Annotated in this window: 29 protein-coding genes and 1 pseudogene; 13 read left to right on the top strand and 17 right to left on the bottom strand. The window is 67.3% G+C overall.

All coding sequences use genetic code 11. The annotated features are described in order from the left end of the window. The first annotated feature begins 53 nt into the window (after positions 1-53). Both AWB95_RS08050 and AWB95_RS08045 read left to right on the top strand, forming a co-directional pair. Positions 54-2162 (top strand): catalase, encoded by a 2109-nt coding sequence (locus AWB95_RS08050; RefSeq protein WP_062541778.1) that lies wholly within the window; start codon positions 54-56, stop codon positions 2160-2162. Then, positions 2162-2839, top strand: a complete 678-nt coding sequence (locus tag AWB95_RS08045; RefSeq protein ID WP_062541777.1) for a hypothetical protein — start codon at positions 2162-2164, stop codon at positions 2837-2839. Before AWB95_RS08050 ends, AWB95_RS08045 begins: the two co-directional genes overlap by 1 nt. Here the strand turns inward: AWB95_RS08045 and amaB are convergent, their stop codons facing one another. Together amaB and hglS are read right to left on the bottom strand one after the other, a co-directional pair. Beyond that, a complete protein-coding gene (gene amaB, locus AWB95_RS08040) occupies positions 2840-4354 on the bottom strand; it encodes an L-piperidine-6-carboxylate dehydrogenase (RefSeq protein ID WP_085167961.1) in 1515 nt (504 codons plus the stop codon). Then, on the bottom strand, positions 4351-5592 hold the full coding sequence (hglS, locus tag AWB95_RS08035; RefSeq protein ID WP_062539170.1) for a 2-oxoadipate dioxygenase/decarboxylase: 1242 nt from the start codon (positions 5590-5592) through the stop codon (positions 4351-4353). Before hglS ends, amaB begins: the two co-directional genes overlap by 4 nt. Before the next feature lie 19 nt (positions 5593-5611). Here hglS and AWB95_RS08030 point away from each other — a divergent pair, with 19 nt between their 5' ends. From AWB95_RS08030 to AWB95_RS08020, 3 genes are all read left to right on the top strand, one after another. Then, the gene (locus AWB95_RS08030) at positions 5612-6058 is read left to right on the top strand and encodes an Lrp/AsnC family transcriptional regulator (RefSeq protein ID WP_062539171.1); all 447 of its coding nucleotides are present in this window, start codon (positions 5612-5614) and stop codon (positions 6056-6058) included. A gap of 52 nt (positions 6059-6110) precedes the next feature. Then, complete coding sequence (lat, locus tag AWB95_RS08025; protein WP_062539172.1) at positions 6111-7469, top strand: L-lysine 6-transaminase; 1359 nt, start codon at positions 6111-6113, stop codon at positions 7467-7469. Between the two features lie 108 nt (positions 7470-7577). Then, positions 7578-7964, top strand: a complete 387-nt coding sequence (locus AWB95_RS08020) for a hypothetical protein (protein ID WP_062539173.1) — start codon at positions 7578-7580, stop codon at positions 7962-7964. On the opposite strand, the gene usfY is transcribed toward AWB95_RS08020, so the two are convergent. The 4 genes from usfY to AWB95_RS23240 all read right to left on the bottom strand — a co-directional run bounded on the left by usfY (position 7953) and on the right by AWB95_RS23240 (position 9143). Next, complete coding sequence (usfY, locus tag AWB95_RS08015; RefSeq protein WP_180276015.1) at positions 7953-8246, bottom strand: protein UsfY; 294 nt, start codon at positions 8244-8246, stop codon at positions 7953-7955. The genes AWB95_RS08020 and usfY overlap by 12 nt on opposite strands. Positions 8247-8298: 52 nt before the next feature. Continuing rightward, positions 8299-8679: a phage holin family protein gene (locus tag AWB95_RS08010; RefSeq protein ID WP_062539174.1), complete on the bottom strand. Its 381-nt coding sequence runs from the start codon at positions 8677-8679 to the stop codon at positions 8299-8301. A 25-nt stretch (positions 8680-8704) separates the two neighbouring features. Next, positions 8705-8899, bottom strand: coding sequence for a hypothetical protein (locus tag AWB95_RS08005; protein WP_062539175.1), 195 nt, complete (start codon positions 8897-8899; stop codon positions 8705-8707). Between the two features lie 94 nt (positions 8900-8993). Then, positions 8994-9143, bottom strand: coding sequence for a hypothetical protein (locus AWB95_RS23240; protein ID WP_169714648.1), 150 nt, complete (start codon positions 9141-9143; stop codon positions 8994-8996). Between the two features lie 137 nt (positions 9144-9280). On the opposite strand from AWB95_RS23240, the gene AWB95_RS08000 reads away from it, so the two are divergent. Together AWB95_RS08000 and AWB95_RS07995 are read left to right on the top strand one after the other, a co-directional pair. After that, on the top strand, positions 9281-9718 hold the full coding sequence (locus tag AWB95_RS08000; RefSeq protein WP_062539176.1) for an ATP-binding protein: 438 nt from the start codon (positions 9281-9283) through the stop codon (positions 9716-9718). Beyond that, the gene (locus AWB95_RS07995) at positions 9715-10503 is read left to right on the top strand and encodes an RNA polymerase sigma factor SigF (RefSeq protein ID WP_062539177.1); all 789 of its coding nucleotides are present in this window, start codon (positions 9715-9717) and stop codon (positions 10501-10503) included. The genes AWB95_RS08000 and AWB95_RS07995 overlap by 4 nt, the downstream gene beginning before the upstream one ends. On the opposite strand, the gene AWB95_RS07990 is transcribed toward AWB95_RS07995, so the two are convergent. The 6 genes from AWB95_RS07990 to AWB95_RS07965 all read right to left on the bottom strand — a co-directional run bounded on the left by AWB95_RS07990 (position 10474) and on the right by AWB95_RS07965 (position 14767). Continuing rightward, the gene (locus tag AWB95_RS07990) at positions 10474-10923 is read right to left on the bottom strand and encodes an STAS domain-containing protein (protein WP_084706996.1); all 450 of its coding nucleotides are present in this window, start codon (positions 10921-10923) and stop codon (positions 10474-10476) included. The genes AWB95_RS07995 and AWB95_RS07990 overlap by 30 nt on opposite strands. Before the next feature lie 129 nt (positions 10924-11052). Next, positions 11053-11301, bottom strand: a complete 249-nt coding sequence (locus AWB95_RS07985; RefSeq protein WP_062539179.1) for a hypothetical protein — start codon at positions 11299-11301, stop codon at positions 11053-11055. A 58-nt stretch (positions 11302-11359) separates the two neighbouring features. Continuing rightward, on the bottom strand, positions 11360-13156 hold the full coding sequence (locus AWB95_RS07980) for an acetyl/propionyl/methylcrotonyl-CoA carboxylase subunit alpha (RefSeq protein ID WP_062539180.1): 1797 nt from the start codon (positions 13154-13156) through the stop codon (positions 11360-11362). Between the two features lie 58 nt (positions 13157-13214). After that, positions 13215-13631, bottom strand: coding sequence for a SufE family protein (locus tag AWB95_RS07975; RefSeq protein WP_062539181.1), 417 nt, complete (start codon positions 13629-13631; stop codon positions 13215-13217). Further along, positions 13628-14512 carry a sulfurtransferase gene (locus AWB95_RS07970; protein WP_062539182.1) on the bottom strand — a complete coding sequence of 295 codons (885 nt, stop codon included), beginning with the start codon at positions 14510-14512 and terminating at the stop codon, positions 13628-13630. Before AWB95_RS07970 ends, AWB95_RS07975 begins: the two co-directional genes overlap by 4 nt. Positions 14513-14539: 27 nt before the next feature. Beyond that, entirely contained in the window at positions 14540-14767 is a 228-nt protein-coding gene (locus tag AWB95_RS07965; RefSeq protein WP_232315574.1) for a hypothetical protein, read from the bottom strand. A gap of 178 nt (positions 14768-14945) precedes the next feature. Here AWB95_RS07965 and AWB95_RS07960 point away from each other — a divergent pair, with 178 nt between their 5' ends. Further along, positions 14946-15794: a type IV toxin-antitoxin system AbiEi family antitoxin gene (locus tag AWB95_RS07960; RefSeq protein ID WP_062539183.1), complete on the top strand. Its 849-nt coding sequence runs from the start codon at positions 14946-14948 to the stop codon at positions 15792-15794. Here AWB95_RS07960 and AWB95_RS07955 read toward each other — a convergent pair. From AWB95_RS07955 to AWB95_RS07945, 3 genes and pseudogenes are all read right to left on the bottom strand, one after another. Next, entirely contained in the window at positions 15779-16453 is a 675-nt protein-coding gene (locus tag AWB95_RS07955) for a Maf family protein (protein ID WP_062539184.1), read from the bottom strand. The two genes, AWB95_RS07960 and AWB95_RS07955, sit on opposite strands and share 16 nt — an antisense overlap. Then, positions 16450-16659: pseudogene (locus AWB95_RS07950) on the bottom strand (acyl-CoA carboxylase subunit epsilon); the annotation flags it as partial. The pseudogene AWB95_RS07950 and the gene AWB95_RS07955, both read right to left, overlap by 4 nt. 14 nt (positions 16660-16673) lie before the next feature. Further along, complete coding sequence (locus tag AWB95_RS07945; RefSeq protein ID WP_062539186.1) at positions 16674-18314, bottom strand: acyl-CoA carboxylase subunit beta; 1641 nt, start codon at positions 18312-18314, stop codon at positions 16674-16676. A 68-nt stretch (positions 18315-18382) separates the two neighbouring features. On the opposite strand from AWB95_RS07945, the gene AWB95_RS07940 reads away from it, so the two are divergent. Both AWB95_RS07940 and AWB95_RS07935 read left to right on the top strand, forming a co-directional pair. Continuing rightward, positions 18383-19189 (top strand): biotin--[acetyl-CoA-carboxylase] ligase, encoded by an 807-nt coding sequence (locus AWB95_RS07940; RefSeq protein WP_062539187.1) that lies wholly within the window; start codon positions 18383-18385, stop codon positions 19187-19189. A 9-nt stretch (positions 19190-19198) separates the two neighbouring features. Beyond that, positions 19199-19717 carry a PH domain-containing protein gene (locus AWB95_RS07935; RefSeq protein ID WP_062539188.1) on the top strand — a complete coding sequence of 173 codons (519 nt, stop codon included), beginning with the start codon at positions 19199-19201 and terminating at the stop codon, positions 19715-19717. On the opposite strand, the gene AWB95_RS07930 is transcribed toward AWB95_RS07935, so the two are convergent. Continuing rightward, positions 19672-20325, bottom strand: a complete 654-nt coding sequence (locus tag AWB95_RS07930; RefSeq protein ID WP_062539189.1) for a GtrA family protein — start codon at positions 20323-20325, stop codon at positions 19672-19674. The two genes, AWB95_RS07935 and AWB95_RS07930, sit on opposite strands and share 46 nt — an antisense overlap. Positions 20326-20457: 132 nt before the next feature. On the opposite strand from AWB95_RS07930, the gene AWB95_RS07925 reads away from it, so the two are divergent. Genes AWB95_RS07925 through AWB95_RS07915 form a run of 3 tightly spaced genes read left to right on the top strand, consistent with a single transcriptional unit; the run spans position 20458 to position 23317 of the window. After that, positions 20458-21636 (top strand): 5-(carboxyamino)imidazole ribonucleotide synthase, encoded by a 1179-nt coding sequence (locus AWB95_RS07925; protein ID WP_062539190.1) that lies wholly within the window; start codon positions 20458-20460, stop codon positions 21634-21636. Beyond that, positions 21629-22132, top strand: a complete 504-nt coding sequence (purE, locus tag AWB95_RS07920) for a 5-(carboxyamino)imidazole ribonucleotide mutase (RefSeq protein WP_062539191.1) — start codon at positions 21629-21631, stop codon at positions 22130-22132. Before AWB95_RS07925 ends, purE begins: the two co-directional genes overlap by 8 nt. A 15-nt stretch (positions 22133-22147) precedes the next feature. Next, positions 22148-23317: an acyl-CoA dehydrogenase gene (locus AWB95_RS07915; RefSeq protein ID WP_062539192.1), complete on the top strand. Its 1170-nt coding sequence runs from the start codon at positions 22148-22150 to the stop codon at positions 23315-23317. Here the strand turns inward: AWB95_RS07915 and AWB95_RS23470 are convergent. Continuing rightward, the coding region (locus AWB95_RS23470; RefSeq protein ID WP_085167959.1) for a hypothetical protein at positions 23306-24165 on the bottom strand (860 nt) is incomplete at its 5' end. The two genes, AWB95_RS07915 and AWB95_RS23470, sit on opposite strands and share 12 nt — an antisense overlap.

Genomic DNA, 24165 nt, shown 5'->3' with positions numbered 1-24165 from the left:
CGAAGGCCCACTTGGGTACTCAGGCCTGGAATTCCTATCTGGGAAGGGACGCAATGGCTGACAAGAACGCAAATCCAAAGCAGCAGCAGCTCGACCAGTACCGCGTCGAGCGGGACACCGGCTACCTGACGACACAGCAAGGTGTTCGGGTCGACCACACCGACGATGCGCTGAGTATCGGCGAACGCGGACCCACCCTGCTGGAGGATTTCCATGCCCGGGAGAAGATCACCCATTTCGACCACGAGCGCATACCAGAACGCGTGGTGCACGCCCGCGGCGCGGGCGCGTACGGGTATTTCGAGCCGTACGACGACTCGCTTGCCGACTACACCGTCGCGAAATTCCTGACCAACCCCGGCAAGCAGACGCCGGTGTTCGTGCGGTTCTCGACGGTCGCGGGCTCGCGCGGATCCGCCGACACGGTGCGCGACGTGCGCGGTTTCGCCACCAAGTTCTACACCGACCAGGGCAACTACGACCTCGTCGGCAACAACTTTCCGGTGTTTTTCATCCAGGACGGGATCAAGTTCCCCGACTTCGTGCATGCGGTCAAACCCGAGCCGCACAACGAGATTCCGCAGGCCCAGTCCGCCCATGACACGCTGTGGGATTTCGTGTCGCTGCAGCCGGAGACACTGCACACGATCATGTGGCTGATGTCGGATCGGTCGTTGCCGCGCAGCTACCGGATGATGCAGGGCTTCGGCGTGCACACCTTCCGGCTGGTCAACGCCAAAGGCGAAGGCACTTTCGTGAAATTCCACTGGAAGCCGCGCCTCGGTGTGCACTCGCTGGTCTGGGACGAATGCCAGAAGGTCGCCGGCAAGGACCCCGACTTCAACCGCCGCGACCTGTGGGACTCCATCGAGGCCGGCCAATACCCCGAATGGGAACTCGGTGTGCAGTTGGTGCCGGAAGCCGACGAGTTCAACTTCGAGTTCGATTTGCTCGACGCCACGAAAATCATTCCGGAGGAACAGGTTCCGGTCCGCCCGGTGGGCAAGATGGTGCTCAACCGCAACCCGGACAACTTCTTCGCCGAAACCGAACAGGTGGCCTTCCACACCGCCAACGTGGTGCCCGGCATCGACTTCACCAACGACCCGCTGCTGCAGTTCCGCAATTTCTCGTACCTGGACACTCAGCTGATCCGCCTGGGCGGCCCGAACTTCGCCCAGTTGCCGGTCAACCGGCCCGTCGCCGAGGTCCGCACCAACCAGCACGACGGCTACGGCCAAATCGCCATTCCCAAAGGCAAATCGAGTTACTACAAGAACTCACTGGGCGGCGGTTGCCCCGCGCTCGCAGACGAGGATGTATTCCGCCACTACACCCAAAAGGTAGACGGGCACAAGATCCGCCAGCGCGCCAAGAGCTTCCAGGACTATTACAGCCAGGCCCGGATGTTCTGGAAGAGCATGTCGCCGGTCGAGGCCAAACACATCGTGGCCGCCTACGCGTTCGAACTCGGCCACGTGGAAACCGTCGAGATCCGGTCGCGGGTGGTCGAACAACTGAACCTGGTCGACCACGACCTGGCCGCGCAGGTCGCGGGACAACTCGGGCTGCCGGTGCCCGACGAACAGCCCGTCGACGACAAAATGCCGGCCTCGCCGGCGCTTTCCCAACTCAACACCGCCACCGACAGCATCGAGAGCCGCAAGATCGCGGTGCTGGCCGCCGACGGTGTCGACGTGCAGGGCACCGAGCGGTTCGTCGAGGCGATGCGCAAACGCGGCGCGTTCGCGGAGGTGCTGGCGCCCACCGGCGGTGGGACGCTGTCCGGGGGATCGGGCGGTGAGATCGCGGTGGACCGGTCGTTCACCAGCATGGCGTCGGTGCTTTACGACGCGGTGGTGCTGCCCTGCGGACCGGATGCCATCCAGACACTGGCCGCCGACGGGTACGCGATGCACTTCGTCACCGAGGCGTACAAGCACTACAAGCCGGTGGGCGCATTCGGCGCGGGTGTCAAGCTGCTGCCGAAAGCAGGGATCGCCGAGAAAACCGCCGACAGCACGAAAGTCGTTGACTCCCATGGCGTCGTGACGACGACGGCGGCCGCCGGCGACCTTTCCGACGACTTCTTCGAGGCGTTCGCGGCCGCGCTGGCCAAGCACCGCGCCTGGAACCGCGAAACCGATTCGGTCCCGGCCTGATGGCGCTGTCCGACTTTGTCACCACGCCCTTCCGGTGGGCGTCAGCGCTCCGCGGCCGGCGTATCTTTCACCCCAACGGGGTGCTGGCCGGCGGCGTGCTCGAGCGGCTGGCCCCGCAAGACCAGGGGTTGCCAGTCACCTCGTGCGACGTGGTCGCGCGGGTCTCCAAAGCTGCCGGGACGCCCGGTGCGTTCCCCGACATCGTCGGGCTGGCCTGGAAGATGCCGCCGTCGAAGTACCCGCCGACCGGCTGGGATGTGCTGTTGGCGTCCACCGGCGCCGGGCTGTTGACCCGGATCGGCTTGCGGCCGGTGACGTCGTGGTCCGGTGTGACGATGTCGAGCCTGGTGCCGGTGCGCTATCAGCAGCAGTTGTGGTGGATCCGCGCCAAGCTGATCACCGAAATCCCAGACCGCGGCGTGACACTGGAAAGCATCCGCAACCACATCGACGACGGCGGCATCGTGTTTGCTATCGAACAAGCCGGTCCGACAGGCGCTTTCGGGATGCTGGGCCAGCTGACGCTCAACCGGGTGCTGGCCGGCGACGAGGCTCGCGACCTCGTCTTCGACCCCACCATCCACAGCCCTGCCGACGTCGCGCTGGCGCCGGGCTGGTTGACCGAGTTGCGGCGCGGCGCCTACGGCCGCAGCCGGCAGGGCCGCGACGCACAGTAGCTAGGTGAACCGAACGCCCTGGGCCAGCGGCAGCTCGTCGGAGTAGTTGATCGTGTTGGTGGCGCGGCGCATGTAGCCCTTCCACGCGTCCGACCCGGACTCCCTGCCGCCGCCGGTGTTCTTCTCGCCGCCGAACGCGCCGCCGATCTCCGCGCCGGAGGTGCCGATGTTGATGTTGGTGATGCCGCAGTCCGAGCCGTCGATGAAGCGTTGCGCCTCGCGGAGGTCGGTGGTGAAGATCGCCGACGAAAGCCCCTGCGGCACATCATTGTTCAACGCTATCGCCTCGTCGAGGTCGTCGTAGGTCAGCACGTAGAGAATCGGCGCAAAGGTCTCGGTGGCGACGATCGCCGTCTGCGCCGGCATCCGCACCAGCGCCGGGGCGACGTAGTAGGCGCTTTCCGGGCCGAGGTGGTGCCGCTCGCCGCCGATGACCTGCCCGCCGTCGGTGCGAGCCTGCTCCAGTGCGCCCACCATGTCGCGGTACGCGGTCTCATGGATCAGCGGGCCGACCAGTGTGCCGTGCGCCGACGGGTCGCCGATCGGCAACTGTCGATAGGCGGCGGCGATGCGCACCACCACGTCGTCGGCCACCGAGCGGTGGGCGATTAGCCGGCGCAACGTGGTGCAGCGCTGCCCTGCGGTACCGGCGGCGGCAAACACGATGGCGCGCAATGCCAAATCCAGGTCCGCCGACGGCGTCAGGACCGCCGCGTTGTTGCCTCCCAGCTCCAGCAGCACCCGGCCGAACCGCGACGCCACCCGCGGCCCGACCTCGCGGCCCATCCTCACCGAGCCGGTCGCCGACACCAGCGCGACCCGCTGGTCGTCGACCAGCTGCCCGCCGGCCTGGCGGTCACCCAGTACCAGGCCGCTCACCCCGCGCGGCGCCCCGACGTCGTCGGCCGCCCGTACGATCAGCGCCTGGCATGCCAGCGCGGTCAACGGCGTCAACTCCGACGGCTTCCACACCACGGTGTCGCCGCACACCAGCGCCACCGCGGTGTTCCACGCCCACACCGCGACCGGAAAGTTGAACGCGGTGATCACGCCCACCACACCCAGCGGATGCCAGGTCTCCATCAGCCGGTGCCCCGGCCGCTCGGAGGCGATGACGCGCCCGTAGAGCTGACGGGACAGCCCGACGGCGAACTGGCAGACGTCGATCATCTCCTGCACCTCGCCCAGCGCCTCCGCCGCGATCTTTCCGACCTCGACGGTCACCAGCGTGGCCAGCTCCTCCTTGTGCGCGGTGAGCAGCTCGCCGAGCCGGGCCACCAGAGCGCCGCGCACCGGTGCCGGGGTGGCGCGCCACGTCGAAAACGCCTGCGATGCAGCGCTGATCGCGGCGTCGGGGTCGGCAACCGAGCCCACGGTGAATAGCACGTCGCCGGTGATCGGCGTGCCGGCCGGCAGGCCGTGTCCGCCCGGCTCGCCGAGTGTGGCGTGAGCGCCGACGGCGTCCAGCGCGCGGCGCACCCGGTCGCGCAGTTCGTCAGCGGTGGGCAAGCTCATGCGGCGGTCTCCTGGGCTTCGTAGAGCGCATACGGATCGTGGATGTGACGGCCGATGGCCCCGGCCATCCAGTCCATGCTGTAGCCGGAGTTGTCGTCGGCGTCGCAGGTCGAAGCGTCGCGGTCCAGGTTGGACCGGAAGATGCCGGCCGCCGACGTCGGCAGAAAGTCTTCGTAGACAACGGGTTTGGCAGGGTCGCCGCCGCGGTAGTAAGCCAGCCCCTGGGCGGCCATCTCCGCATCCGTCGACGGGAAATACTCGTCCCACACCGCCGCTGGGTCGTCGGTGGCCATTGCGGCGTCGTAGCGTTCCCGGCCTTTCCGTGTCAGCGCCACGCCGCGTGCCTCGACCTCGCCGAAGCGGACCCGCACGGTGCCCTCGACAACAGAGCCGTCGTCGCAGCGGAACTGCCGTGGCTCGGCAAGTGCGCGAAACGACGTCTGGCGCAACAACACTGCCGGCCCGTCGGTGCGCGGCGGTCCCTGGATCGCGTCGATCATCGCGATGCCGCGCGCCGTCATCCGGCGGTACAACTCGTCGATGTCGAGCACCCGCGGCGTGAGGTGGTTGATGTGGGTGGAGCTCAGCCCGGCGATGTCGGCGGCCACCGCCGAGATCCGGGAAAGCTCGTCGTACCACGACTTGTCGATCGGGTCGCGTGACAGCGCGAACGCCGCCACTGCCCGCCCGACGAACGCGTCCGCCTCACCTGCCGGGCACCCGCCGTCGGCGGCGATCACCCGCGCGTCGGCGATCAGCGCCGGGTCGAACAACTGCCGCCGCGCCAGGAACGTCTGGACCCTCGCGCGCAGGTCCGCCTCGAAGAACCGCGCATCCCGCAGCGCCAGCATCGACGTGAACACCCGAAACGGATTGCGCGCCAGCTCATCTGCGGCGACGGGCCGGAACGCGGTGGATACCACCGGAACCGGTGACGTCGCCTCACGCAGGTCGTAGTAGCCGACCGGGACCATGCCGAACGCGCCGAACAGCTCGGCGACCGCCGCCAACTCGGCCGGCGTGCCGACCCGGATCGCGCCGTGTCGCTCGGCGGTTACGCGGTCGAACGACCCCAGACGTTCGGCATCCGGATGGCGCTGCACGTACTCGCCGTTGACCTCGGTGCTGATTTGGACCAACGTCGGGTAGGCCGGTACCTCGCCGCCGTACATCGCCGACAGCCCGGCGGCGAAGCGCTCCCGCAGCTGCCAGGGCGCAAGCTTTTTCGCAGCACTCATCGTCGGCTATCGTCCGGCCATGGCTCTCGACGACATCGACCGGACCCTGGTGCGCGAACTGGTCGCCGACGGCCGCGCGACGTTGTCGGACTTAGCGGCCAGCGCCGGCCTGTCGGTGTCGGCGGTCCAGTCGAGGGTGCGTCGCCTCCAGGAGCGCGGCGTGGTGACCGGATATTCGGCGCGGATCGACCCCGAAGCGGTGGGGCATTTGCTGTCGGCGTTCGTGGCCATCACTCCTCTCGATCCCTCCCAACCCGATGATGCGCCTGCCCGCCTCGCGCACATCGAGGCGATCGAATCGTGCCACTCGGTGGCCGGCGAGGAGAGCTACATCCTGCTGGTCCGTGTCGAGTCCGCGCGGGCGCTGGAGGACCTGCTGCAGCGGATCCGGACAACGGCCAACGTTCGGACGCGAAGCACGATCATTCTACGCACTTTTTACAGCGGCAGGCAGTTTGTGCCGTAATTCCTACGGTGTCGCGTCGATTAGAGCGTAAACATGTTGCTAAAATCGGGGCATGACTGTGCTGGAGGCCACCGGCGAACAGCTGCACCCCGACCGCGTCCTCGACGTGCTGGGCCGCAGCATTGCGCTCGGCGGTTTCGACCTGGTGCTCGACCTGGAGCGCTCGGCCGGCTCGTACCTGGTCGACGCCCGCACTGGCCGGCGCTACCTGGACATGTTCACGTTCGTCTCCTCGTCGGCGCTGGGCATGAACCACCCGGCGCTGACCGGCGACGACGACTTCCTCGCCGAACTCGCCCACGCCGCGGTCAACAAGCCGAGCAACTCCGACGTGTATTCGGTGCCGATGGCCCGCTTCGTCGAAACCTTCGTGCGAGTGCTGGGCGATCCGGCGCTGCCGCACCTGTTCTTCATCGACGGCGGCGCCCTGGCGGTGGAGAACGCGCTGAAAATCGCGTTCGACTGGAAAAGCCGGCACAACGAGGAGCGCGGCGTCGACCCCGCGCTGGGCACCCGGGTGTTGCACCTGCGCGGAGCATTTCACGGTCGCAGCGGCTACACGCTGTCGCTGACGAACACACACAACCCGCTCAACGTGGCGCGCTTCCCGAAATTCGACTGGCCGCGCATCGACGCGCCCTATCTGCGGCCCGGGGCGGACATGGACGCGCTGGAAGCCGAGTCGCTGCGGCAGGCCCGGGCGGCGTTCGACGCCCACCCGCACGACATCGCGTGTTTCATCGCCGAACCGATCCAGGGTGAAGGCGGCGACCGCCACTTCCGCCCGGAGTTCTTCGCCGCCATGCGCGCACTGTGCGACGAGCACGACGCCCTGCTGATTTTCGACGAGGTGCAGACCGGGTGCGGGCTGACCGGAACCGCTTGGGCTTACCAGCAATTGGGCGTCGCCCCGGACGTCGTCGCGTTCGGCAAGAAGACCCAGGTGTGCGGCGTGATGGCGGGACGGCGCGTCGACGAGATCGCCGACAACGTGTTCGCCGTCAACTCCCGGCTCAACTCGACGTGGGGCGGCAACCTGACCGACATGGTCCGAGCGCGCCGCGTGCTGGAAGTGATCGAATCCGAGCAGTTGTTCGCCAATGCGGCCGCCCAGGGCCGCTACCTGCGCAGCGGGCTCGAAGAACTCGCCGCCGACTTCCCGGCGGTGATGCTCGACGTCCGCGGCCGCGGCCTGATGTGCGCCTTCAGCCTGCCCGGCAGCGCCGAGCGCGACGAGGTCATCCGCGAGCTGTGGCAACGCGGGGTGATCGTGCTGCCCACCGGGGCCGACGGCGTGCGTTTCCGGCCGGCGCTGACCGTCTCACGCACCGAGATCGATGTGGCGCTGGACGCGGTCCGCGATGTGTTTACCGCGTCCTACCACCGGGTATACCGTTGTCAACCTCACTGAGGTCGGGGTCTAGTCACGGGCTCCGCGACAGGCTCGCGACGGCGGTGTAACTGAAGTCGCCGATTTGCCGATGCAACAAGAAGCCGAAAGCAAGATAGAGGTTCGCGGATGCAAAAACCACGTCAGCGCTCAGGTGGCGACCGCCTGGGGCAGGAGGACCGCGACGTCCAGTCGGCCGTCCGGTTCGCAGTGCTGGCTGGCGTCGCCGGAGTGGCGTTCTTGATTGTTGCCGCGCTATGGGTCAGCACGTGCAACGGCGCGATGGCTGTCGACACCGTGGCCTGCGGCGCGCCGCAGCGCACTTTGCTGGCATTCGGCGCTCCGGTCATCTTGTTCGCCAGCGGGGTGTGGGCGTTCCTGCGCACGTACCGCATTTGGCGCGACGAGGGCACCTGGTGGGCATGGCAGGGCGCGGGATGGTTCCTGTTGATGCTGATGCTGCTCACCCTGACGATGGGTGCCCCGCCGATCGCGGGTCCGGCATTAGCGGGCTGACGACTGCCGGGACTCCCACTGCGCTTCTATGCGAGCCACCCGGCGCAGTTCGATGACAAACCACATCGCACCGGCGATGGTTCCGAGCACGGCGATGGCGACGGTCGCGGAGAGCCACTCGTAATGCCGGTAGGCGGCGACGGCCACCGTGCTGATCATCCCGGCCACTGCGACGGCCAGCAGGATGAACCCGGGCCAGAACAAGTTGTCCTTCATCGTGATGCCGGCGTGCGGCTGCGTGGTCCGGAATGGATCCGTCGGATTGTGATGCGTGTCGCCCATCAGCTCCCCTCCGTCATCGGACCAGGTAATGCAAATGCTACTCACTGACTTCTCAAACCGGGCCGGCCTCGCTGCGGGCGAAGATCTCCGGCAGGCAAATAGCGCCGATCGTGGTCACCAGCCACACCACCACCGTCGCCGCGACCCACGAAGCGATGTCGCGCAAGAACAGGCCGTCGGTCCACGCCGAGGCCAGAGCCAGCGCAACCACCGTCAATACCAGGCCGCTGCCCCCGAGCACCAGCGACGCATAGGCATGGGGCAACTTCAAGATCAGCGCCGACAGCAGCGCGTGCGCAATCGAGAACAGCGCTACGGCGACAACGAATCCCGACGCCGAGATGGACACGCCGGGCACAACCCACGCCGCCACCAGCACTCCGATCGCCCACGATGCCATGACCACCACAGCCCGCACCAGAATTTGCGTCATGGCACAAGCCTAGGTTTCGCCGCGCTCACTCGCGGTATAAGTCGCGGTCGTCTTCGTCGTCGCCGACAATCTCCTGACGCTGCTCCTGCCAGTCCGAGGCGTTCGCCTCCACCGGTGGGATCTCCCGGTCGGGAACGTCCGGGACGGGGGTGGTTTCCTGCTCCTGCTCGACGGCGTCGGCGACGGGAACCTCGTCGGACAGGGGGTCGCGGTTGTCCATCGCACTCTCCTGGGTTTCGCTCGCCGCGGCGAGGGGGTATCAGGTCTACACCATGATGACTTCAACAGCAGCCAGCAACGGCGCAGCATCCCGGCTAGCCGAGCATCGGGGCCAGAATCACAAACGCGATCACGTAGATCCCGATCGCCGCCAGAATCACGACCAGCAGCGTGATCACCGCGATCACCGCGGTGCGCCGAAGTCGCCGTGTGCGGCGAACTTCCGTGGCGTCGGCCTTCTCCATGGCGGGTGGAATACCCGGCGCGTGGCGATCGTAAGCGCGGCGAAGCCGGCCGCAACGGGTCGCCACCGGGCCAACCGCTCATGACTAACCGGCTCCAGCGCGGGGGTAGTCTCAGTCAAATATTGCCGGGAGGCCAGATGACCGCTACCGAAGTGTCAGGTAACGCCCAGCAACGAGGCGACCGTGCCATCGAGTTCAGGGTCGCCGCCCGGTTGGAGAATCTGGCGATGCTGCGCACCCTGGTCGGCGCGGTCGGCGCCTTCGAGGACCTCGACTTCGACGCGGTGGCCGACCTGCGGCTGGCGGTCGACGAAGTGTGCACCCGGCTGATCCGCTCCGCGGCCCCCGACGCGACGCTGGTAATAGTGGTCGATCCACGCGACACCGAATTGGTCGTGCAGGCGTCGGCGGCCTGCCAGACCTCCGACGTGGTGATGCCCGGCAGTTTCAGCTGGCATGTGCTGACCTCGCTGACCGACGACGTCCAGACGTTCCACGACGGTCGCGGCCCCGAAGGGTCCGGCGGCGTATTCGGCATCACCTTGACGACGCGACGGGCGGGCTCCGCCCGGTGACATCGCGAGCTGTCGGCGGTTCGGGGTCGCGGCCCAATGAATACGCCGACGTTCCGGATATGTTCCGTGAGTTGGCCAGCCTGTCGGCCGATTCACCGGAATTCCAGCGTCAGCGCGACAAGATCGTGGAACGCTGCCTGCCGCTGGCCGATCACATCGCCCGCCGCTTCGAGGGCCGCGGCGAACCGCGCGACGACTTGGTCCAGGTAGCCCGGGTCGGGCTGGTCAACGCCGTCGTGCGCTTCGACGTCGACGCGGGTTCGGACTTCGTCTCGTTCGCGGTGCCCACGATCATGGGGGAGGTTCGCCGCCACTTCCGGGACAACAGCTGGTCGGTCAAGGTGCCGCGCCGGCTCAAGGAACTGCATCTGCGGCTGGGCACTGCCACGGCCGACCTGTCCCAGCGGCTCGGCCGGGCGCCGACGGCGTCGGAGCTGGCCGACGAGCTCGACATGGACCGGACTGAGGTGATCGAGGGTCTGGTGGCGGGCAGCTCCTACAACACCTTGTCCATCGACAGCGGTGGCGGCGGCGGCGACGAAGACGCCCGCGCCATCGCCGACACGCTCGGTGATGTGGACGCCGGCCTGGAGCGGATCGAGAACCGCGAGGCGCTGCGCCCGCTGCTGGACGCGCTGTCCGAGCGCGAGCGAACGGTGTTGGTGCTCAGGTTCTTCGAGTCGATGACGCAGACGCAGATTGCCGAGCGGGTTGGCATCTCACAGATGCATGTGTCTCGCCTGTTGGCGAAATCGCTAACGCGACTGCGCGATCAGCTGGCGTAGGCGACGCGGCTCCTCGGCGTCGGCCAAGCCCTCGGCCACCGACTCCGCGATCGGGAGCGTCTTGTCCGGATCGCAGATGCGCAGCAACCGGGAAACCGCGTGACTGGGCACCACCGCCCAGCGCACGTCGGCGCCGGCGCACCGGACATTGATCGTGTGCAACGCCGAAAAACCGGCGGTGCCAAAGAATTCCACGCCGCTCAAATCCACGACCAGCGACTTGGAATGAGCCGCGCAGCGCGCCACATAGTCGGCGAGCGCACCCGAGTTGGACGCGTCGAACTCGCCGTTCGCGCTGATTACGGTGGCCGACGGCCCGCGACGAGCGTTGAAACGGGCGGTGTGGCTTTCCCACGGTTGAGGCGGAAATGCGGCGGCCGCAGATCCTGCAGTATTGGCGACAGACATTGGTGACTCCATCAGTCAACGAACATCGTGCTGTGGATCACGTCAAGTGGTGGCCCCTCACGGCGGGGGAGCTGGTTGGCAGCCTCCCCCGCACGTCATTGACGTTGTTCCGGGCGGCTGTGAACTCAACCTGGTTTGACCTTACTCCTGAGCCGGCGCGGTTCGCACCCCCATTGCGGCAGCAAATCGTTGCACCGCCTCAGCGGCGGCGGCCGCGGCGTCGTCGTGCCCGTCCTGGGCCCGGGTCACGATGGCTCCGCTGACCGGGTCGAGCGTCACGTCGGCCTGCGGTTCACCCGTCGTCGCCTCGCATACCGACCAGCCGCAGCAGTCAGCGTCGTCGCGCGGCAGCAAATACCACCCGCCCGCGTTGATCTGAACCGGCTCCACAATGATTGTCCGGCTCCTCCTCGTCGCTGCGCTCGGCATCGTCGCCGGACGGACGCCGTTACTTGATCTCTGCGAGGACCGTGCCCTGGGTGATCGCGGCGCCGGCCTCCACGGCCAGCCCGGTGATGACGCCGTCCTTGTGGGCCGTGACCGGGTTCTCCATCTTCATCGCCTCCAGGACCACCACCAGGTCGCCGGCGGTGACCTCCTGGCCCTCTTCGACGGCAACCTTCACCACGGTGCCCTGCATGGGCGCGGTCACCGCGTCACCCGACGCGGCGAGGCCGGCCAGCGCGCCCCGCTTGCGCGGCTTGGGCTTCTTGCGGATGACGCCGGCCGCGTCGCCGCCGCTGCCGTTGGACAACGCAAGGTCGGCGGGCAGCGACACCTCGAGTCGGCGGCCGCCGACCTCGACGACCACCTTCTGCCGCGGGCGGGTGTCCTCCTCGTCAAGCGGCTGGCCTCCTGTGAACGGCTCGATCGTGTTGTTCCACTCGGTTTCGATCCAGCGGGTGTGCACCGAGAAGCCGTTGCCGTCGCCGATGAACGCCGGGTCGGACACCACGGCGCGGTGGAACGGGATGACGGTGGCCAGGCCTTCGACGTGGAATTCGTCAAGAGCACGGCGCGCGCGTCGCAGTGCCTCGTCGCGATCGGCACCGTAGACGATCAGCTTGGCCAGCATCGAGTCGAACTGTCCGCCGATGACCGAACCGGTTTCCACACCGGAGTCCAGCCGCACACCCGGCCCGGCCGGCGGCTCGAACTTGGTGACCGGTCCGGGTGCCGGCAGGAAGCCGCGGCCGGCGTCCTCGCCGTTGATCCGGAACTCGATCGCGTGCCCGCGCGGGGTCGGGTCCTCGGTGATGTCGAGCTTCTCGCCGTTGGCGATCTTGAACTGCTGCAGCACCAGGTCGATGCCGGCGGTCTCCTCGGTGACCGGGTGCTCGACCTGCAGCCGGGTGTTGACCTCGAGGAAGGAGATCAGGCCGTCCTGGCCGACCAGGTATTCGACGGTCCCGGCGCCGTAGTAGTGCGCCTCTTTGCAGATCCGCTTGGCGGACTCGTGGATCTCCTTGCGCTGCGCGTCGGTCAGGAACGGCGCCGGCGCCTCTTCGACGAGCTTCTGGAAACGGCGCTGCAGCGAGCAGTCGCGGGTGCCGGCGACGACGACGTTGCCGTGCTGGTCGGCGATCACCTGCGCCTCGACGTGGCGGGGCTTGTCGAGGTAGCGCTCGACGAAGCACTCGCCGCGGCCGAACGCGGCGACGGCCTCGCGCACCGCCGACTCGTACAGCTCGGGGATCTCCTCAAGGGTGCGGGCGACCTTCATGCCCTTGCCGCCGCCGCCGAACGCGGCCTTGATCGCGATCGGCACGCCGTACTCCTTGGCGAAGGCCACCACCTCGTCGGCGTCCTTGACCGGGTCGGGGGTGCCGGGGACCAGCGGAGCCTGCGCGCGGGCGGCGATGTGCCGAGCGGTGACCTTGTCACCGAGGTCGCGGATCGACTGCGGGCTGGGCCCGATCCAGATCAGCCCGGCGTCGATGACGGCCTGGGCGAAGTCGGCGTTCTCGGACAGGAAGCCGTAGCCGGGATGGATGGCGTTGGCGCCGGACTTCTCGGCGGCCTCGAGGAGCTTACCGAAGTCCAGGTAGGACTCGGCCGAAGTTTGGCCGCCCAGCGCGAACGCCTCGTCGGCCAGCCGGACGTGCGGCGCGTCGGCGTCGGGTTCGGCGTACACCGCCACGCTGGGGTAGCCGGCGTCCCTGGCCGCCCGGATCACCCGCACCGCGATCTCACCGCGATTGGCGACGAGAACCTTGGCGATCTTCGAGCTGGCGTGACTAGGCACTGCGCCTCCCTTGGTGGCTTTCTCTAAGAAATTCTCTTACAAGTCTGTCGGTGAGAGTCTAAGGCTCGCGTAGGTGTCGTTTGATCCGGGCCAGGATCGCCGACATGCCGCGCAGCCGCAGCGGGCTGATCAGCGCCGCCAGCCCGAGATCGGTGTAGAAGTCCTCCGGCACCGCGAGGATGTCGGCGGCGGGTTGTTCGTCGAGCCCGGTGGCCAGGATCGAGGCGAATCCGCGGGTGGTGGGGGATTCGGCCGGCGCGGAAAAGTGCAGCCGCACCCGCTGCCGATCGCTGGCGTCGACGTGCAAAAACAGCGGAGTCTGGCATTCGGGTACCGGCTCCATCGCTGCTTCTTGCAGGTCGGCCGGCAGCGGCGGCAGCTCGTTGGCGAACTCCAGCAGCAGCTGCAGCTTGTCCTGGCCTTCGACTTCAGCGAAGTCGGACACCACCTCGGCCAGCGGTGCGGGCATGCTCATACGGTTCCCGGCTGGTCACCTGCCGCGATCGGCACCCGCACGGTGTTGCCCCACTCCGTCCACGAGCCGTCGTAGTTGCGCACACCCGGTATCCCGAGCAGATGGGTCAGCACGAACCAGGTGTGGCTGGAACGTTCGCCGATACGGCAGTACACGACGGTCTTGTCGTCCGGCTTGATGAACCCGTAGAGCTGCTCGAGTTCGTCACGGCTGCGGAACCTGCCGCTGTCGTCGGCGGCCTTGCCCCACGGGATGTGCACCGCCGTCGGGATGTGCCCGGCGCGCAGCGCACCCTCCTCGGGGTAGTCGGGCATGTGGGTGCGCTTGCCGGTGTACTCGTCGGGGGAGCGCACGTCGATCAACGGCTCGGAGCCCAGGATGGCCAGTACGTCGTCCTTGAACGCACGGATCGGCGCGTCGTTGCGCTCGACGACGGGGTAGCCGGTCGTGGTCTTGGTCGGGACGTCGAGCGTCGTCTCCCTACCCTCCGAGAGCCACAGGTCGCGACCGCCGTTGAGCAGCCGGACATCCGGGTGACCGAACAGCGTGAACACCCACAGCGCATAGGCGGCCCACCAGTTGCTCTTGTCGCCGTAGATCACGACGGTGTCGTCGCGCGAGATGCCCTTGCGGTTCATCAGGTCGGCGAATTGCTCACCGTTGATGTAGTCGCGCACGCGCGGGTCGTTGAGGTCGGTATGCCAGTCGATCTTGACCGCGCCGGGGATGTGGCCGACGTCGTAAAGCAGTACGTCCTCGTCGGATTCGACGATAGCAAGTCCGGGCTTGCCCATATTGCTGGCCAGCCAGTCGGCGGTGACCAGTCGTTCCGGGTGGGCGTAGGCGGCCAGTGTGGGGCTGGGATCTGCTGGTAGCGGCACGGTATCGAGCGTACCGCCAGGAGCGCGTCAGATGCCCAGCGCGACCTCGTAAGCCACCGCGAACCGCCGGGTGCCCGGCTTGGGCCGGAACAGTGCGCCGCCGTTGGGGCTCCAGGCGACCACTCGCAGCAGCCGCTTGCCCGGTGACAGGTGCTGCCGGACGACCTCTGCGAACACTGCGCGAAGGCGTTCGGTGTCGTAGCGGTCGATGTCGCGCGGGACGCCGACGTCCCACATGGTTTCTTCGACTGGCATCGGCCCAGTGTGCGGGTGCTTTGCGGCCGAACCCGACAACCGCGGCGGGCGCGCCAGATTGCAGTTAGATCACGATCCGCAGGCTCGGCGAGATCGACGTTTTGCGGGTCTGCACTCGCACTTTCGCTGCAAAACGTCGATCTCGGTCGCTGTCGGAGGCTGATGCCACGATGCGGGTATGGGGGAAGTCTTTGTGGGCAGTCAGGCTCTGGCGGCGGGCCGGCTGACCAGACACGAATTGCAGCGCTGGTACCGCCCGATCTACCGCGGGGTGTATGTACCCAAGCGGCACGTGCCGTCGCTGCGTGATCGGACCGTCGGTGCGTTGTTGACATGCCGGCGGCAGGCAGTGGTCAGCGGGATCGCGGCCTCTGCACTGCACGGCGCCAAATGGGTCGACGCGGACACGCCCGTCGAGTTGCTTGCGCCAAATGCACGCCCCCAAAGTGGGCTGCTGGTGCGCAACGAGAGCCTGGCCGAGGACGAAATCACCTGGGTGGCGGGAATACCCGTCACAACGCCGGCACGCACGGCGTTTGACATCGGCCGGCATCTGCAGCGCGACGACGCGGTGGCGCGGCTCGACGCGTTGATGTACGCGACACCGTTTTCGGTGGAGGATGTGCTGCTGGTGGCCAAGCGTTACCCGGGCGCCCGAGGGCTACGGCGGCTGCGGGCGGCGCTGGAACTGGTCGACGGCGGTGCTGCGTCGCCGAAGGAGACTTGGCTGCGGCTGTTGTTGATCGACGCGGGATTTCCCCGGCCCGCCACGCAGATACCGGTTTTCGAGGGGTGGCGACTCTTCCGCACCCTCGACATGGGTTGGGAGGACCTGAAGGTGGCCGCTGAGTATGACGGCGACCAACACCGCACCAACCGCGCCCAATACGTGAAAGACGTTCGGTGCCAGCGAAAACTGCAGCGGCTGGGCTGGATCGTTGTGCGCGTCATCGCCGAAGATCGCAACGCCGATGTCATCAGCCGAGTAGACGACGCGTTGAGCCAACGCGGCTACCGCCGAGGTTGACGTTTTGCCGCGTTCTTCTCGCTCTTCTCCTGCAAAAAGCCGATTTCGGTAAGTGACAGCCCGATGCGCTCTAGGAGTCGACGGGTCAGCGGCAGGCTCAGACCGATCACATTCGACGGGTCACCCTCGATGCCGTCGACGAACCAGCCGCCCAGCCCGTCGATGGTAAACCCGCCCGCCACCTGCAGCGGTTCACCGCTGGCGACGTATGCCTCCAGGTCTGCTGCTGTCGGATTGGCGAAATACACTGTGGTAGTGGCTGATTCGGCTTGACACTCGGTGACCGTGCCGTCGCTCACCCGCAGCAGACAATGGCCGGTGTAGAGCTGCCCGGCCTTGCCGCCCATCGAAAGCCATTGCCGCCGCGCGGCATCGGCCGACCCCGGCTTGCCCACCAGCGCGCCGTCGACCTCCAGCATCGAATCACAGCCGATGACAACACAATCCGCCGCGACCGACCGGTCAAGCCCGGCCACCACCTCGTTGGCTTTGGCTTGCGCCAGCGTGCAAACGACTTCGGCGGGTGCGGCGCCCGGCCCCAGTGTTGCGATGACCGCATCCTCGTCGACGCCGGAGACCACGACCAGTGGGTCGACACCGGCTTGGCGCAGCACCCGCAGGCGGCCCTGGGAGGCCGACGCCAGCACCAGGCGGGTCATCGCCGCATGTGCGTCCGTTCCTGCAGCGTGATCCGCTGCCAGCTGAACACGGGGTAGCGCAGCCGGTCGACGGGCAGACCCCAGCGTGTGCGCTCGGTGTGCCCGGTTTCGCTCGCACCGCCGCTGGCGCTGCCGAGCACCGCGATCAGTGCCGCCAGCTCCTCGTCGGTCGGGTTGCCTTTGAGCACCTCGATGTGGGGTTCGTGGACTTCGTGCTCGCTCACAGCGGAATGTTCCCGTGCTTCTTCGGCGGCAGCTGAGCGATCTTGCGCTCCAGCAGCCGCAGCGCCGTCCCGACGTAGCCGCGGGTGTGCGACGGCGGGATAACCGCGTCGACGTACCCGCGCTCGGCGGCGATGTACGGGTTGACCAGGGTGTCCTCGTACTCCTGCTGCAGCTGCAGCCGCAGCGCGTCCACGTCCTCGCCCTTCTTGGCGGCCTCGGCGAGCTGCTGGCGGTACACGAACCCGACCGCGCCGGAGGCACCCATCACCGCGATCTGCGCCGTCGGCCACGCCACGCACACGTCGGCGCCCATGTCCTTGGAGCCCATCACGCAGTACGCGCCGCCGTAGGCCTTGCGGGTGATGACGGTGATCTTGGGGACCGTCGCCTCGCCGTAGGCGTAGAGCAGTTTCGCGCCGCGCCGGATGATGCCGTTGTACTCCTGGTCGGTGCCCGGCAGGAAGCCCGGCACGTCGACCAGCATGACGATCGGGATGTTGAAGCAGTCGCAGGTCCGCACGAAGCGGGCCGCCTTCTCCGAAGCATTGATGTCCAGGCAGCCGGCGAAGTGGGTGGGCTGGTTTGCGACGATGCCGACCGGCCGGCCGTCGATACGGCCGAACCCGATCACCACGTTCTGGGCGTAGCCCGCCTGCACCTCGAGGAACTCGTCGTCGTCGAGGATGCGGGTGATCACCTCGTGCATGTCGTAGGGCTGGTTCGCCGAGTCCGGAATCAGCGTGTCCAGCTCGAGGTCTTCCTCGGTGAGGTTGTCCTCGATGGCGCCCTCCGGGACCGGCACGGGGTAGCGCGGCGGGTCGGTGAAGTTGTTGGGCGGCAGGTAGCTCAGCAGCTCGCGGACGTACTCGAACGCGTCCTGCTCGCCGGACGCAACGTAGTGCGCGGTGCCGGACTTGGCCATGTGGGTGTGCGCCCCGCCGAGCTCCTCCATCGTGACGTCCTCACCGGTGACGGTCTTGATCACGTCGGGGCCGGTGATGAACATCTGGCTGGTCTGGTCGACCATCACCACGAAGTCGGTCAGCGCGGGGGAGTAGACGTGCCCGCCGGCCGCGGCGCCCATGATCAGCGAGATCTGCGGGATCACCCCGGACGCCAGGATGTTGTTGTGGAAGATCTTGCTGTAGAGGCCCAGCGAGACCACGCCCTCCTGGATGCGGGCGCCGGCGCCGTCGTTGATGCCGATCAGCGGGCGGCCGGTCTTGATCGCCAGATCCTGCACCTTGACGATCTTTTCGCCGTATACCTCGCCCAGGCTGCCGCCGAACACGGTGACGTCCTGGCTGAAGATGCACACGTCGCGACCGTCGATGGTGCCGTAGCCGGTGACCACGCCGTCGCCCAGCGGGCGCTTTTGGTCCAGCCCGAAGTTGGTGCTGCGGTGGCGGGCCAGCGCGTCGAGTTCGACGAACGAGTCCTCGTCGAGCAGCGCGTAGATGCGCTCGCGGGCGGTCAGCTTGCCCTTGGCGTGCACCTTCTCGACGGCGGCCTCACCGACCGGGTGCAGCGTCTCCTCGGTCCGCTTGCGCAGTTCCGCCAGCTTGCCCGCGGTGGTGTGAATGTCGATCTCGTGCTCGGCCTTGGCTTCGACATGGGCATCGGAAACGCTTGTCATGGCTGGAGAGCTTAGCGGTTCCTTAGATTCCGATCCCAATCCAGTACGTCGTCTTAGGCTGAGTGTCCATGGGTCCCAGGGTGCCGTTAGACGCGGCGGTCATCAGCGACGGGCTGATCGGGCCAGGACTGCCGTGGCGTCGGCTCGACGTGGTCGACGAGACCGGCTCCACCAACGCCGACCTACTGGCCCGGGCGAGCGACGGCGAGGACATCGACGGCGTCGTGCTCATGGCGGAGTACCAGACCACCGGACGCGGGCGCCACGGTCGGCACTGGCTGGCGCCGCCGCGGGCACAGATCGCGTTGTCCGTCGGCGTGGGCGGAGCGTCGGTGCCGCGGTCGGGATGGGGCTGGTTGCCGCTGGCCACCGGTGTCGCCGTGGTCGACGCGCTGGCCGCGGTCACCGGCGTCAACGCCGGGCTGAAGTGGCCCAATGACGTGGTGGTCGGCGGCGGGAAGCTGGCAGGCATCCTCGCCGAAGTTGCCGCGCCGGCACCGGTGATCGTCATCGGCCTGGGACTCAACGTGACGCTGACCGCCGACGAAGCACCCGACCCGGCGGCCACCTCCCTGCTCATGCTGGGATCGTCGGCAACCGATCGAAATGCGTTGGCGCACCGTATCCTTCGCGAATTGGCAGCCCGCATCGACGCGTGGCGCACCGCGGGAGGCGCCGACCCGGCGCTGTTCGCCGACTACCAGCATCGCAGCCTGACGCTGGGCACCCGGGTGCGAGCGATCCTGCCCGGCGACCACGAGGTCGTCGGCGTCGCGCAGGCCATCGACGAACTGGGCCGGTTGTGCATCGACACCGGCGGGCAGGTCGAGACTGTCTCGGCCGGAGACATCACGCATCTGCGGCCCGGCGTTTAGAGTGCTGCCGTGCCCTATCCCGACAACGTGCTGGCCGGCGACGAACAGGTTGTCCTGCATCGCCACCCGCACTGGAAGCGGCTGATCGGTGCGGTGGTCGTCCTCATATTGGCGACCGGGCTGGCGTCCTTCGCGTCGGCCGTCGTCAACACCACCGACTGGGATCCGACTACCAAAAACGTGGTCTACGGGGTGATCTCGGCCGTCTGGCTCGTCGTCGTCGGCTGGCTGACGCTGTGGCCGTTCCTGGACTGGCTCACAACGCATTTCGTGATCACCGACCGCCGGGTGATGTTTCGGCACGGACTGCTGACCCGCAGCGGTATCGACATCCCGCTGGCCCGGATCTTTCACGTCGAGTTCCGGCACCGCATCGTCGACCGGATCTTGCGGACCGGGACGCTGATCATCGAGTCGGCGTCACAAGACCCGTTGGAATTCAACGATATTCCGCGCGTGGAGCAAGTCCACGCGCTGCTGTATCACGAGGTTTTCCACACCCTGGGCTCGGAGGAGTCGTCCAGCTGAGACCGGCGTGACCGCCACGCCCGCATCAGCGTGACGGTGCCGCCGCCTTCGATGTTGTCCTCCATGGCTTCGGCGATTCCGCCGGCGGTCAGCGCCGACTCCAGCGCCTTCTCCGAAGTGCGGCCGAACTCGTCAGGGAACACCCAGCGGCGGAACGCCCAGAACCGGAACGCCATCTGCAGCAGGTTGCCGATGATGTAGGCCGAGATGAAGTCGGCGATGTTCTCCACGGTCAGCGACACCGTCGGCACCCGCAGCTGCAGGATGTAGCTGGAGAACCACAGCGGCGCCATGGACAGCAGCACGCCGACTCCGCTGAACGCGAAGAACAGCAGTGCCTCGTGGTGGCGCTCGCGACCGCCGCGGTGCCGGAAGCTCCATTCCCGGTTCAGGATGTAGGACGCGATGACGGCGACGATGCCGGCGATGACTTTGGCGGTCACCGGCTTGGGCTCGAGGATGGTCAGCTTGAGCGTGTAGAAGATCGCCGAGTCGATGACGAAGGTGGTGGCGCCGACGATGGCGAACTTGATGAGTTCGTGGTGGCGTTCCGCATAAGGCCGGATCAGCGAGGGCAGTCGCTCGATCGTGGCATCGGCAAAGGACACAATGTCGCAGTGTACGTATTGACGCTTGCCTCCGCGAAGCATCGGTGTCACCGCCGCTAAATACCCCGGTCGGCGGGCCATGACACCATATTTGGCGTGACGAGTACACCCACCGCTGCTCCCCAGGTCGCAATGGTCGGCGGCGGCCAACTCGCCCGGATGACCCACCAGGCCGCGATTGCGCTGGGCCAAACCCTTCGGGTGCTGGCCGCCAACGCCGACGATCCGGCCGCCCAAGTCAGCCCGGACGTCGTGATCGGTTCGCACACCAACCTCGACGACTTGCGCCGTGTCGCGGCCGGGGCGGACGCGCTGACCTTCGACCACGAACACGTTCCGGTCGAGCTGCTCGAGAAGCTGGTCGCCGAAGGTGTCAACGTGGCGCCGCCGCCGCAGGCCCTGGTGCATGCCCAAGACAAGCTGGTGATGCGGCGACGGCTGGAGGCGCTAGGCGCCCCGGTGCCGCGCTACGCGGCCGTCATTGCGCCCGACGACGTGGACGCGTTCGCCCGCCGCGTCGAGGGTTCGCTGGCGGTCAAGGCGGCCCGGGGCGGGTACGACGGCCGCGGCGTGCGGATGGCCGACGACCTTGTGCAGGCCCGCGAAATTGCCGCGGGTTTTCTGGGTTCCGGCGTGCCGGTGCTGGTCGAGGAGCGGGTGGCGATTCGCCGTGAGTTGTCCGCGCTGGTGGCACGCTCGCCGTTCGGGCAGGGGGCGGCGTGGCCTGTGGTGGAAACGGTGCAACGCGAGGGCATCTGTGTGGAGGTGATCGCGCCGGCGCCGGAGGTGCCCGACCACGTCGGCGCCGGGGCCCAGCAGCTGGCGTTGCAATTGGCGGGGGAGCTGGGCGTCGTGGGCGTGCTGGCGGTCGAGTTGTTCGAAACGGTCGACGGCGACCTCATGGTCAACGAGCTGGCGATGCGGCCGCACAACTCCGGACACTGGACCATGGACGGCGCCCGGACCAGCCAATTCGAACAGCATCTGCGCGCGGTGCTCGACTACCCGCTCGGCGACACGGACGCCACCGTGCCGGTGACGGTGATGGCCAACGTGCTGGGCGCCGCGCAGACGCCGACGATGACAGTCGACGAGCGGCTGCACCACCTGTTCGCGCGGATGCCCGAGGCCCGCGTCCATCTCTACGGCAAGGGCGAACGGCCGGGCCGCAAGATCGGGCACGTCAACTTCCTCGGGCATTTCCCGGCCGAGGATCGCGAGCAGCTCGCGAAGCTGCGTGAGCGAGCCGCGCTGGCTGCACACTGGTTGTCGCATGGGCAGTGGACCGACGGATGGGACCCGCATGGCTGAACCGAGAGTCGGCGTGATCATGGGCAGCGACAGCGACTGGTCGGTGATGCAGGACGCCGCCCATGCGCTGGCCGAATTCGACGTTCCGTTCGAGGTCGGGGTGGTCTCGGCGCACCGCACGCCGGGCCGGATGCTCGACTATGCGCGGGGGGCGGCCAACCGCGGCATCGAGGTGATCATCGCCGGGGCCGGTGGGGCCGCTCACTTGCCCGGAATGGTCGCCTCGGCCACGCCGCTGCCGGTGATCGGGGTTCCGGTGCCGTTGGCCCGGCTCGACGGGCTGGACTCGCTGCTGTCGATCGTGCAGATGCCGGCCGGGGTGCCGGTGGCCACGGTGTCGATCGGCGGGGCCCGCAACGCCGGCCTGCTGGCGGTGCGGATCCTGGGCGCATCCGACTCGGCGCTGCGGAGCCGGGTGGTGGCCTTCCAGGATCAGCTGGCCGAGTCGGTGCTGGCCAAGGACGAGGCGCTGCGCGGTAAAGTTACCGGCGAGTAATAGGAGGAGGCCGAGATGGCGGGGTGGGGCGGAAATCCGTCGTTTGATCTGTTCAAGCTGCCCGAGGAGCACGAGGAGCTGCGGGCGGCGATTCGGGCGCTGGCGGAAAAAGAAATCGCTCCGTATGCCGCGGAGGTAGACGAGACGCCGCGCTTTCCCGAGGAGGCGTTGGCGGCGCTGAACGCGTCGGGATTCAACGCGGTGCATGTGCCCGAGGAGTATGGGGGTCAGGGCGCCGACTCGGTGGCGACCTGCATCGTCATCGAGGAAGTGGCACGCGTCGACGCGTCCGCGTCGTTGATTCCGGCCGTGAACAAGCTGGGCACCATGGGCCTGATCATGCGGGGGTCGGAGGAGCTCAAGAAACAGGTACTGCCGACGCTGGCCACCGAGGGGGCGATGGCGTCGTATGCGCTCTCGGAGCGGGAGTCCGGCAGCGACGCGGCGTCGATGCGCACGCGGGCCGTCGCCGACGGTGACGACTGGATTCTCAACGGCGCCAAGAGCTGGATCACCAACGGCGGCAAGTCGACCTGGTACACGGTGATGGCGGTGACCGATCCGGACAAGGGCGCTAACGGGATTTCGGCGTTCGTGGTGCACAAGGACGACGAGGGGTTCTCGGTGGGGCCCAAGGAAAAGAAGTTGGGCATCAAGGGCTCGCCGACCACCGAGCTGTATTTCGAGAACTGCCGCATTCCGGGTGACCGCATCATCGGCGAGCCCGGAACCGGGTTCAAGACCGCGCTGGCGACGTTGGACCACACCCGCCCGACGATCGGCGCGCAGGCGGTCGGTATCGCGCAGGGTGCGTTGGACGCGGCGATCGAATACACCAAGGGACGCAAACAGTTCGGCGAGTCGATCAGCACATTCCAGGGTGTGCAGTTCATGTTGGCCGACATGGCGATGAAGGTGGAGGCGGCCCGGCTGATGGTGTACACCGCGGCGGCCCGCGCCGAGCGCGGCGAGCCCGACCTCGGTTTCATCTCCGCGGCGTCGAAATGCTTTGCGTCCGATGTGGCGATGGAGGTCACCGTCGACGCGGTGCAGCTTTTCGGCGGCGCCGGTTACACGATCGACTTCCCGGTCGAACGCTTCATGCGCGACGCCAAGATCACTCAGATCTACGAGGGCACCAACCAGATTCAGCGTGTGGTGATGGCACGCGCGTTATTGCGCTGAGTCCTCGACATCTGCGGCCAGGCCGAGTCCGTCGGTCAGAGTTAGCCAATCAGCCGCCGAGACCGCGTAGGCAGGGGGCTCATTGGTTATCGCCACGTTGGCGGGCCACGAAAATCGCCGCTCCAGTCCCCTGAAGTCACGGCATCCGATGGTCAGTGGTTGCATGCCGGGAACGGACACGGCCATCGCCGGCATTGTCGAAAAGTATTGGCCCGCATCGTCGCCCGTAAGGCGGTAGGTAGCCGACGTCGTGGTTACCTGCTGAACCGATGCCGAGGCTCTAAGCACGTTGCTGTCCGGGTCGATCACCCGGATCGCGTCATTGTCGACGTCGATGAACAGCTGCGGTTGCGTGAGTGACCGCATCAGTCGTCTTTTCTTTCGCAGTGCAAGCGGCCCCAGCTGTTGAATCACAAGGGGATTCGGAAACAGCAGGCACCGAGTCGGTTCGCCGGATGCGGGTCCGCGCGCAGCAGACCGGCCGCCCAGAACGAGCAGCTCGTCGAAGTCCGCCTCCGACAACCACGCGTCGACGTAGTGCACAGGCGGCACGTCGAGCGGCGTCGCCGGGCTAACGCGCCGATCTCGTCCGCCCAGGACAAAGCGGTGACGGCCGGAGTGCAGGTGAAGCGCGACCCCCATGTCTACCCAGAGGCCCAGCTGCGCGTCGACGAGTGAATAGGGATCGCGCCGTCGATCGATGACGAGCCCATCGGTGACGACGGAAATGAGGTACTTGTGGCGCCATCGCAAAAAGACGTGCACGGCGATTGAAGTGCCCTGGTTTTGATGGAGGCTCGGCTCATTGGATTTCGACCAGGGGTTGGTCGGTCCGGTTTGTAGCGTAG

It is taken from the genome of Mycobacterium celatum (assembly GCF_002101595.1).
GTDB lineage: Bacteria > Actinomycetota > Actinomycetes > Mycobacteriales > Mycobacteriaceae > Mycobacterium > Mycobacterium celatum.
The sequence above is the reverse complement of the archived record's forward strand: the minus strand, read 5'-3'. Positions and strand labels throughout refer to the sequence as shown.

Coding starts and splice junctions, on each gene's coding strand:
- AWB95_RS08045 (WP_062541777.1), top strand. CDS start 2,162: ATGGCGCTGTCCGACTTTGTCACCACGCCCTTCCGGTGGGCGTCAGCG.
- AWB95_RS23240 (WP_169714648.1), bottom strand. CDS start 9,143: ATGGAGAAGGCCGACGCCACGGAAGTTCGCCGCACACGGCGACTTCGG.
- AWB95_RS08030 (WP_062539171.1), top strand. CDS start 5,612: ATGGCTCTCGACGACATCGACCGGACCCTGGTGCGCGAACTGGTCGCC.
- lat (WP_062539172.1), top strand. CDS start 6,111: ATGACTGTGCTGGAGGCCACCGGCGAACAGCTGCACCCCGACCGCGTC.
- AWB95_RS07945 (WP_062539186.1), bottom strand. CDS start 18,314: ATGACAAGCGTTTCCGATGCCCATGTCGAAGCCAAGGCCGAGCACGAG.
- AWB95_RS07955 (WP_062539184.1), bottom strand. CDS start 16,453: ATGACCCGCCTGGTGCTGGCGTCGGCCTCCCAGGGCCGCCTGCGGGTG.
- AWB95_RS07960 (WP_062539183.1), top strand. CDS start 14,946: ATGGGGGAAGTCTTTGTGGGCAGTCAGGCTCTGGCGGCGGGCCGGCTG.
- AWB95_RS08020 (WP_062539173.1), top strand. CDS start 7,578: ATGCAAAAACCACGTCAGCGCTCAGGTGGCGACCGCCTGGGGCAGGAG.
- AWB95_RS07965 (WP_232315574.1), bottom strand. CDS start 14,767: ATGCCAGTCGAAGAAACCATGTGGGACGTCGGCGTCCCGCGCGACATC.
- AWB95_RS08005 (WP_062539175.1), bottom strand. CDS start 8,899: ATGGACAACCGCGACCCCCTGTCCGACGAGGTTCCCGTCGCCGACGCC.
- AWB95_RS08050 (WP_062541778.1), top strand. CDS start 54: ATGGCTGACAAGAACGCAAATCCAAAGCAGCAGCAGCTCGACCAGTAC.
- AWB95_RS07925 (WP_062539190.1), top strand. CDS start 20,458: ATGGTCGGCGGCGGCCAACTCGCCCGGATGACCCACCAGGCCGCGATT.
- amaB (WP_085167961.1), bottom strand. CDS start 4,354: ATGAGCTTGCCCACCGCTGACGAACTGCGCGACCGGGTGCGCCGCGCG.
- AWB95_RS08010 (WP_062539174.1), bottom strand. CDS start 8,679: ATGACGCAAATTCTGGTGCGGGCTGTGGTGGTCATGGCATCGTGGGCG.
- AWB95_RS07940 (WP_062539187.1), top strand. CDS start 18,383: ATGGGTCCCAGGGTGCCGTTAGACGCGGCGGTCATCAGCGACGGGCTG.
- AWB95_RS07990 (WP_084706996.1), bottom strand. CDS start 10,923: ATGGAGTCACCAATGTCTGTCGCCAATACTGCAGGATCTGCGGCCGCC.
- AWB95_RS07915 (WP_062539192.1), top strand. CDS start 22,148: ATGGCGGGGTGGGGCGGAAATCCGTCGTTTGATCTGTTCAAGCTGCCC.
- AWB95_RS08000 (WP_062539176.1), top strand. CDS start 9,281: ATGACCGCTACCGAAGTGTCAGGTAACGCCCAGCAACGAGGCGACCGT.
- purE (WP_062539191.1), top strand. CDS start 21,629: ATGGCTGAACCGAGAGTCGGCGTGATCATGGGCAGCGACAGCGACTGG.
- AWB95_RS07975 (WP_062539181.1), bottom strand. CDS start 13,631: ATGAGCATGCCCGCACCGCTGGCCGAGGTGGTGTCCGACTTCGCTGAA.
- hglS (WP_062539170.1), bottom strand. CDS start 5,592: ATGAGTGCTGCGAAAAAGCTTGCGCCCTGGCAGCTGCGGGAGCGCTTC.
- usfY (WP_180276015.1), bottom strand. CDS start 8,246: ATGGGCGACACGCATCACAATCCGACGGATCCATTCCGGACCACGCAG.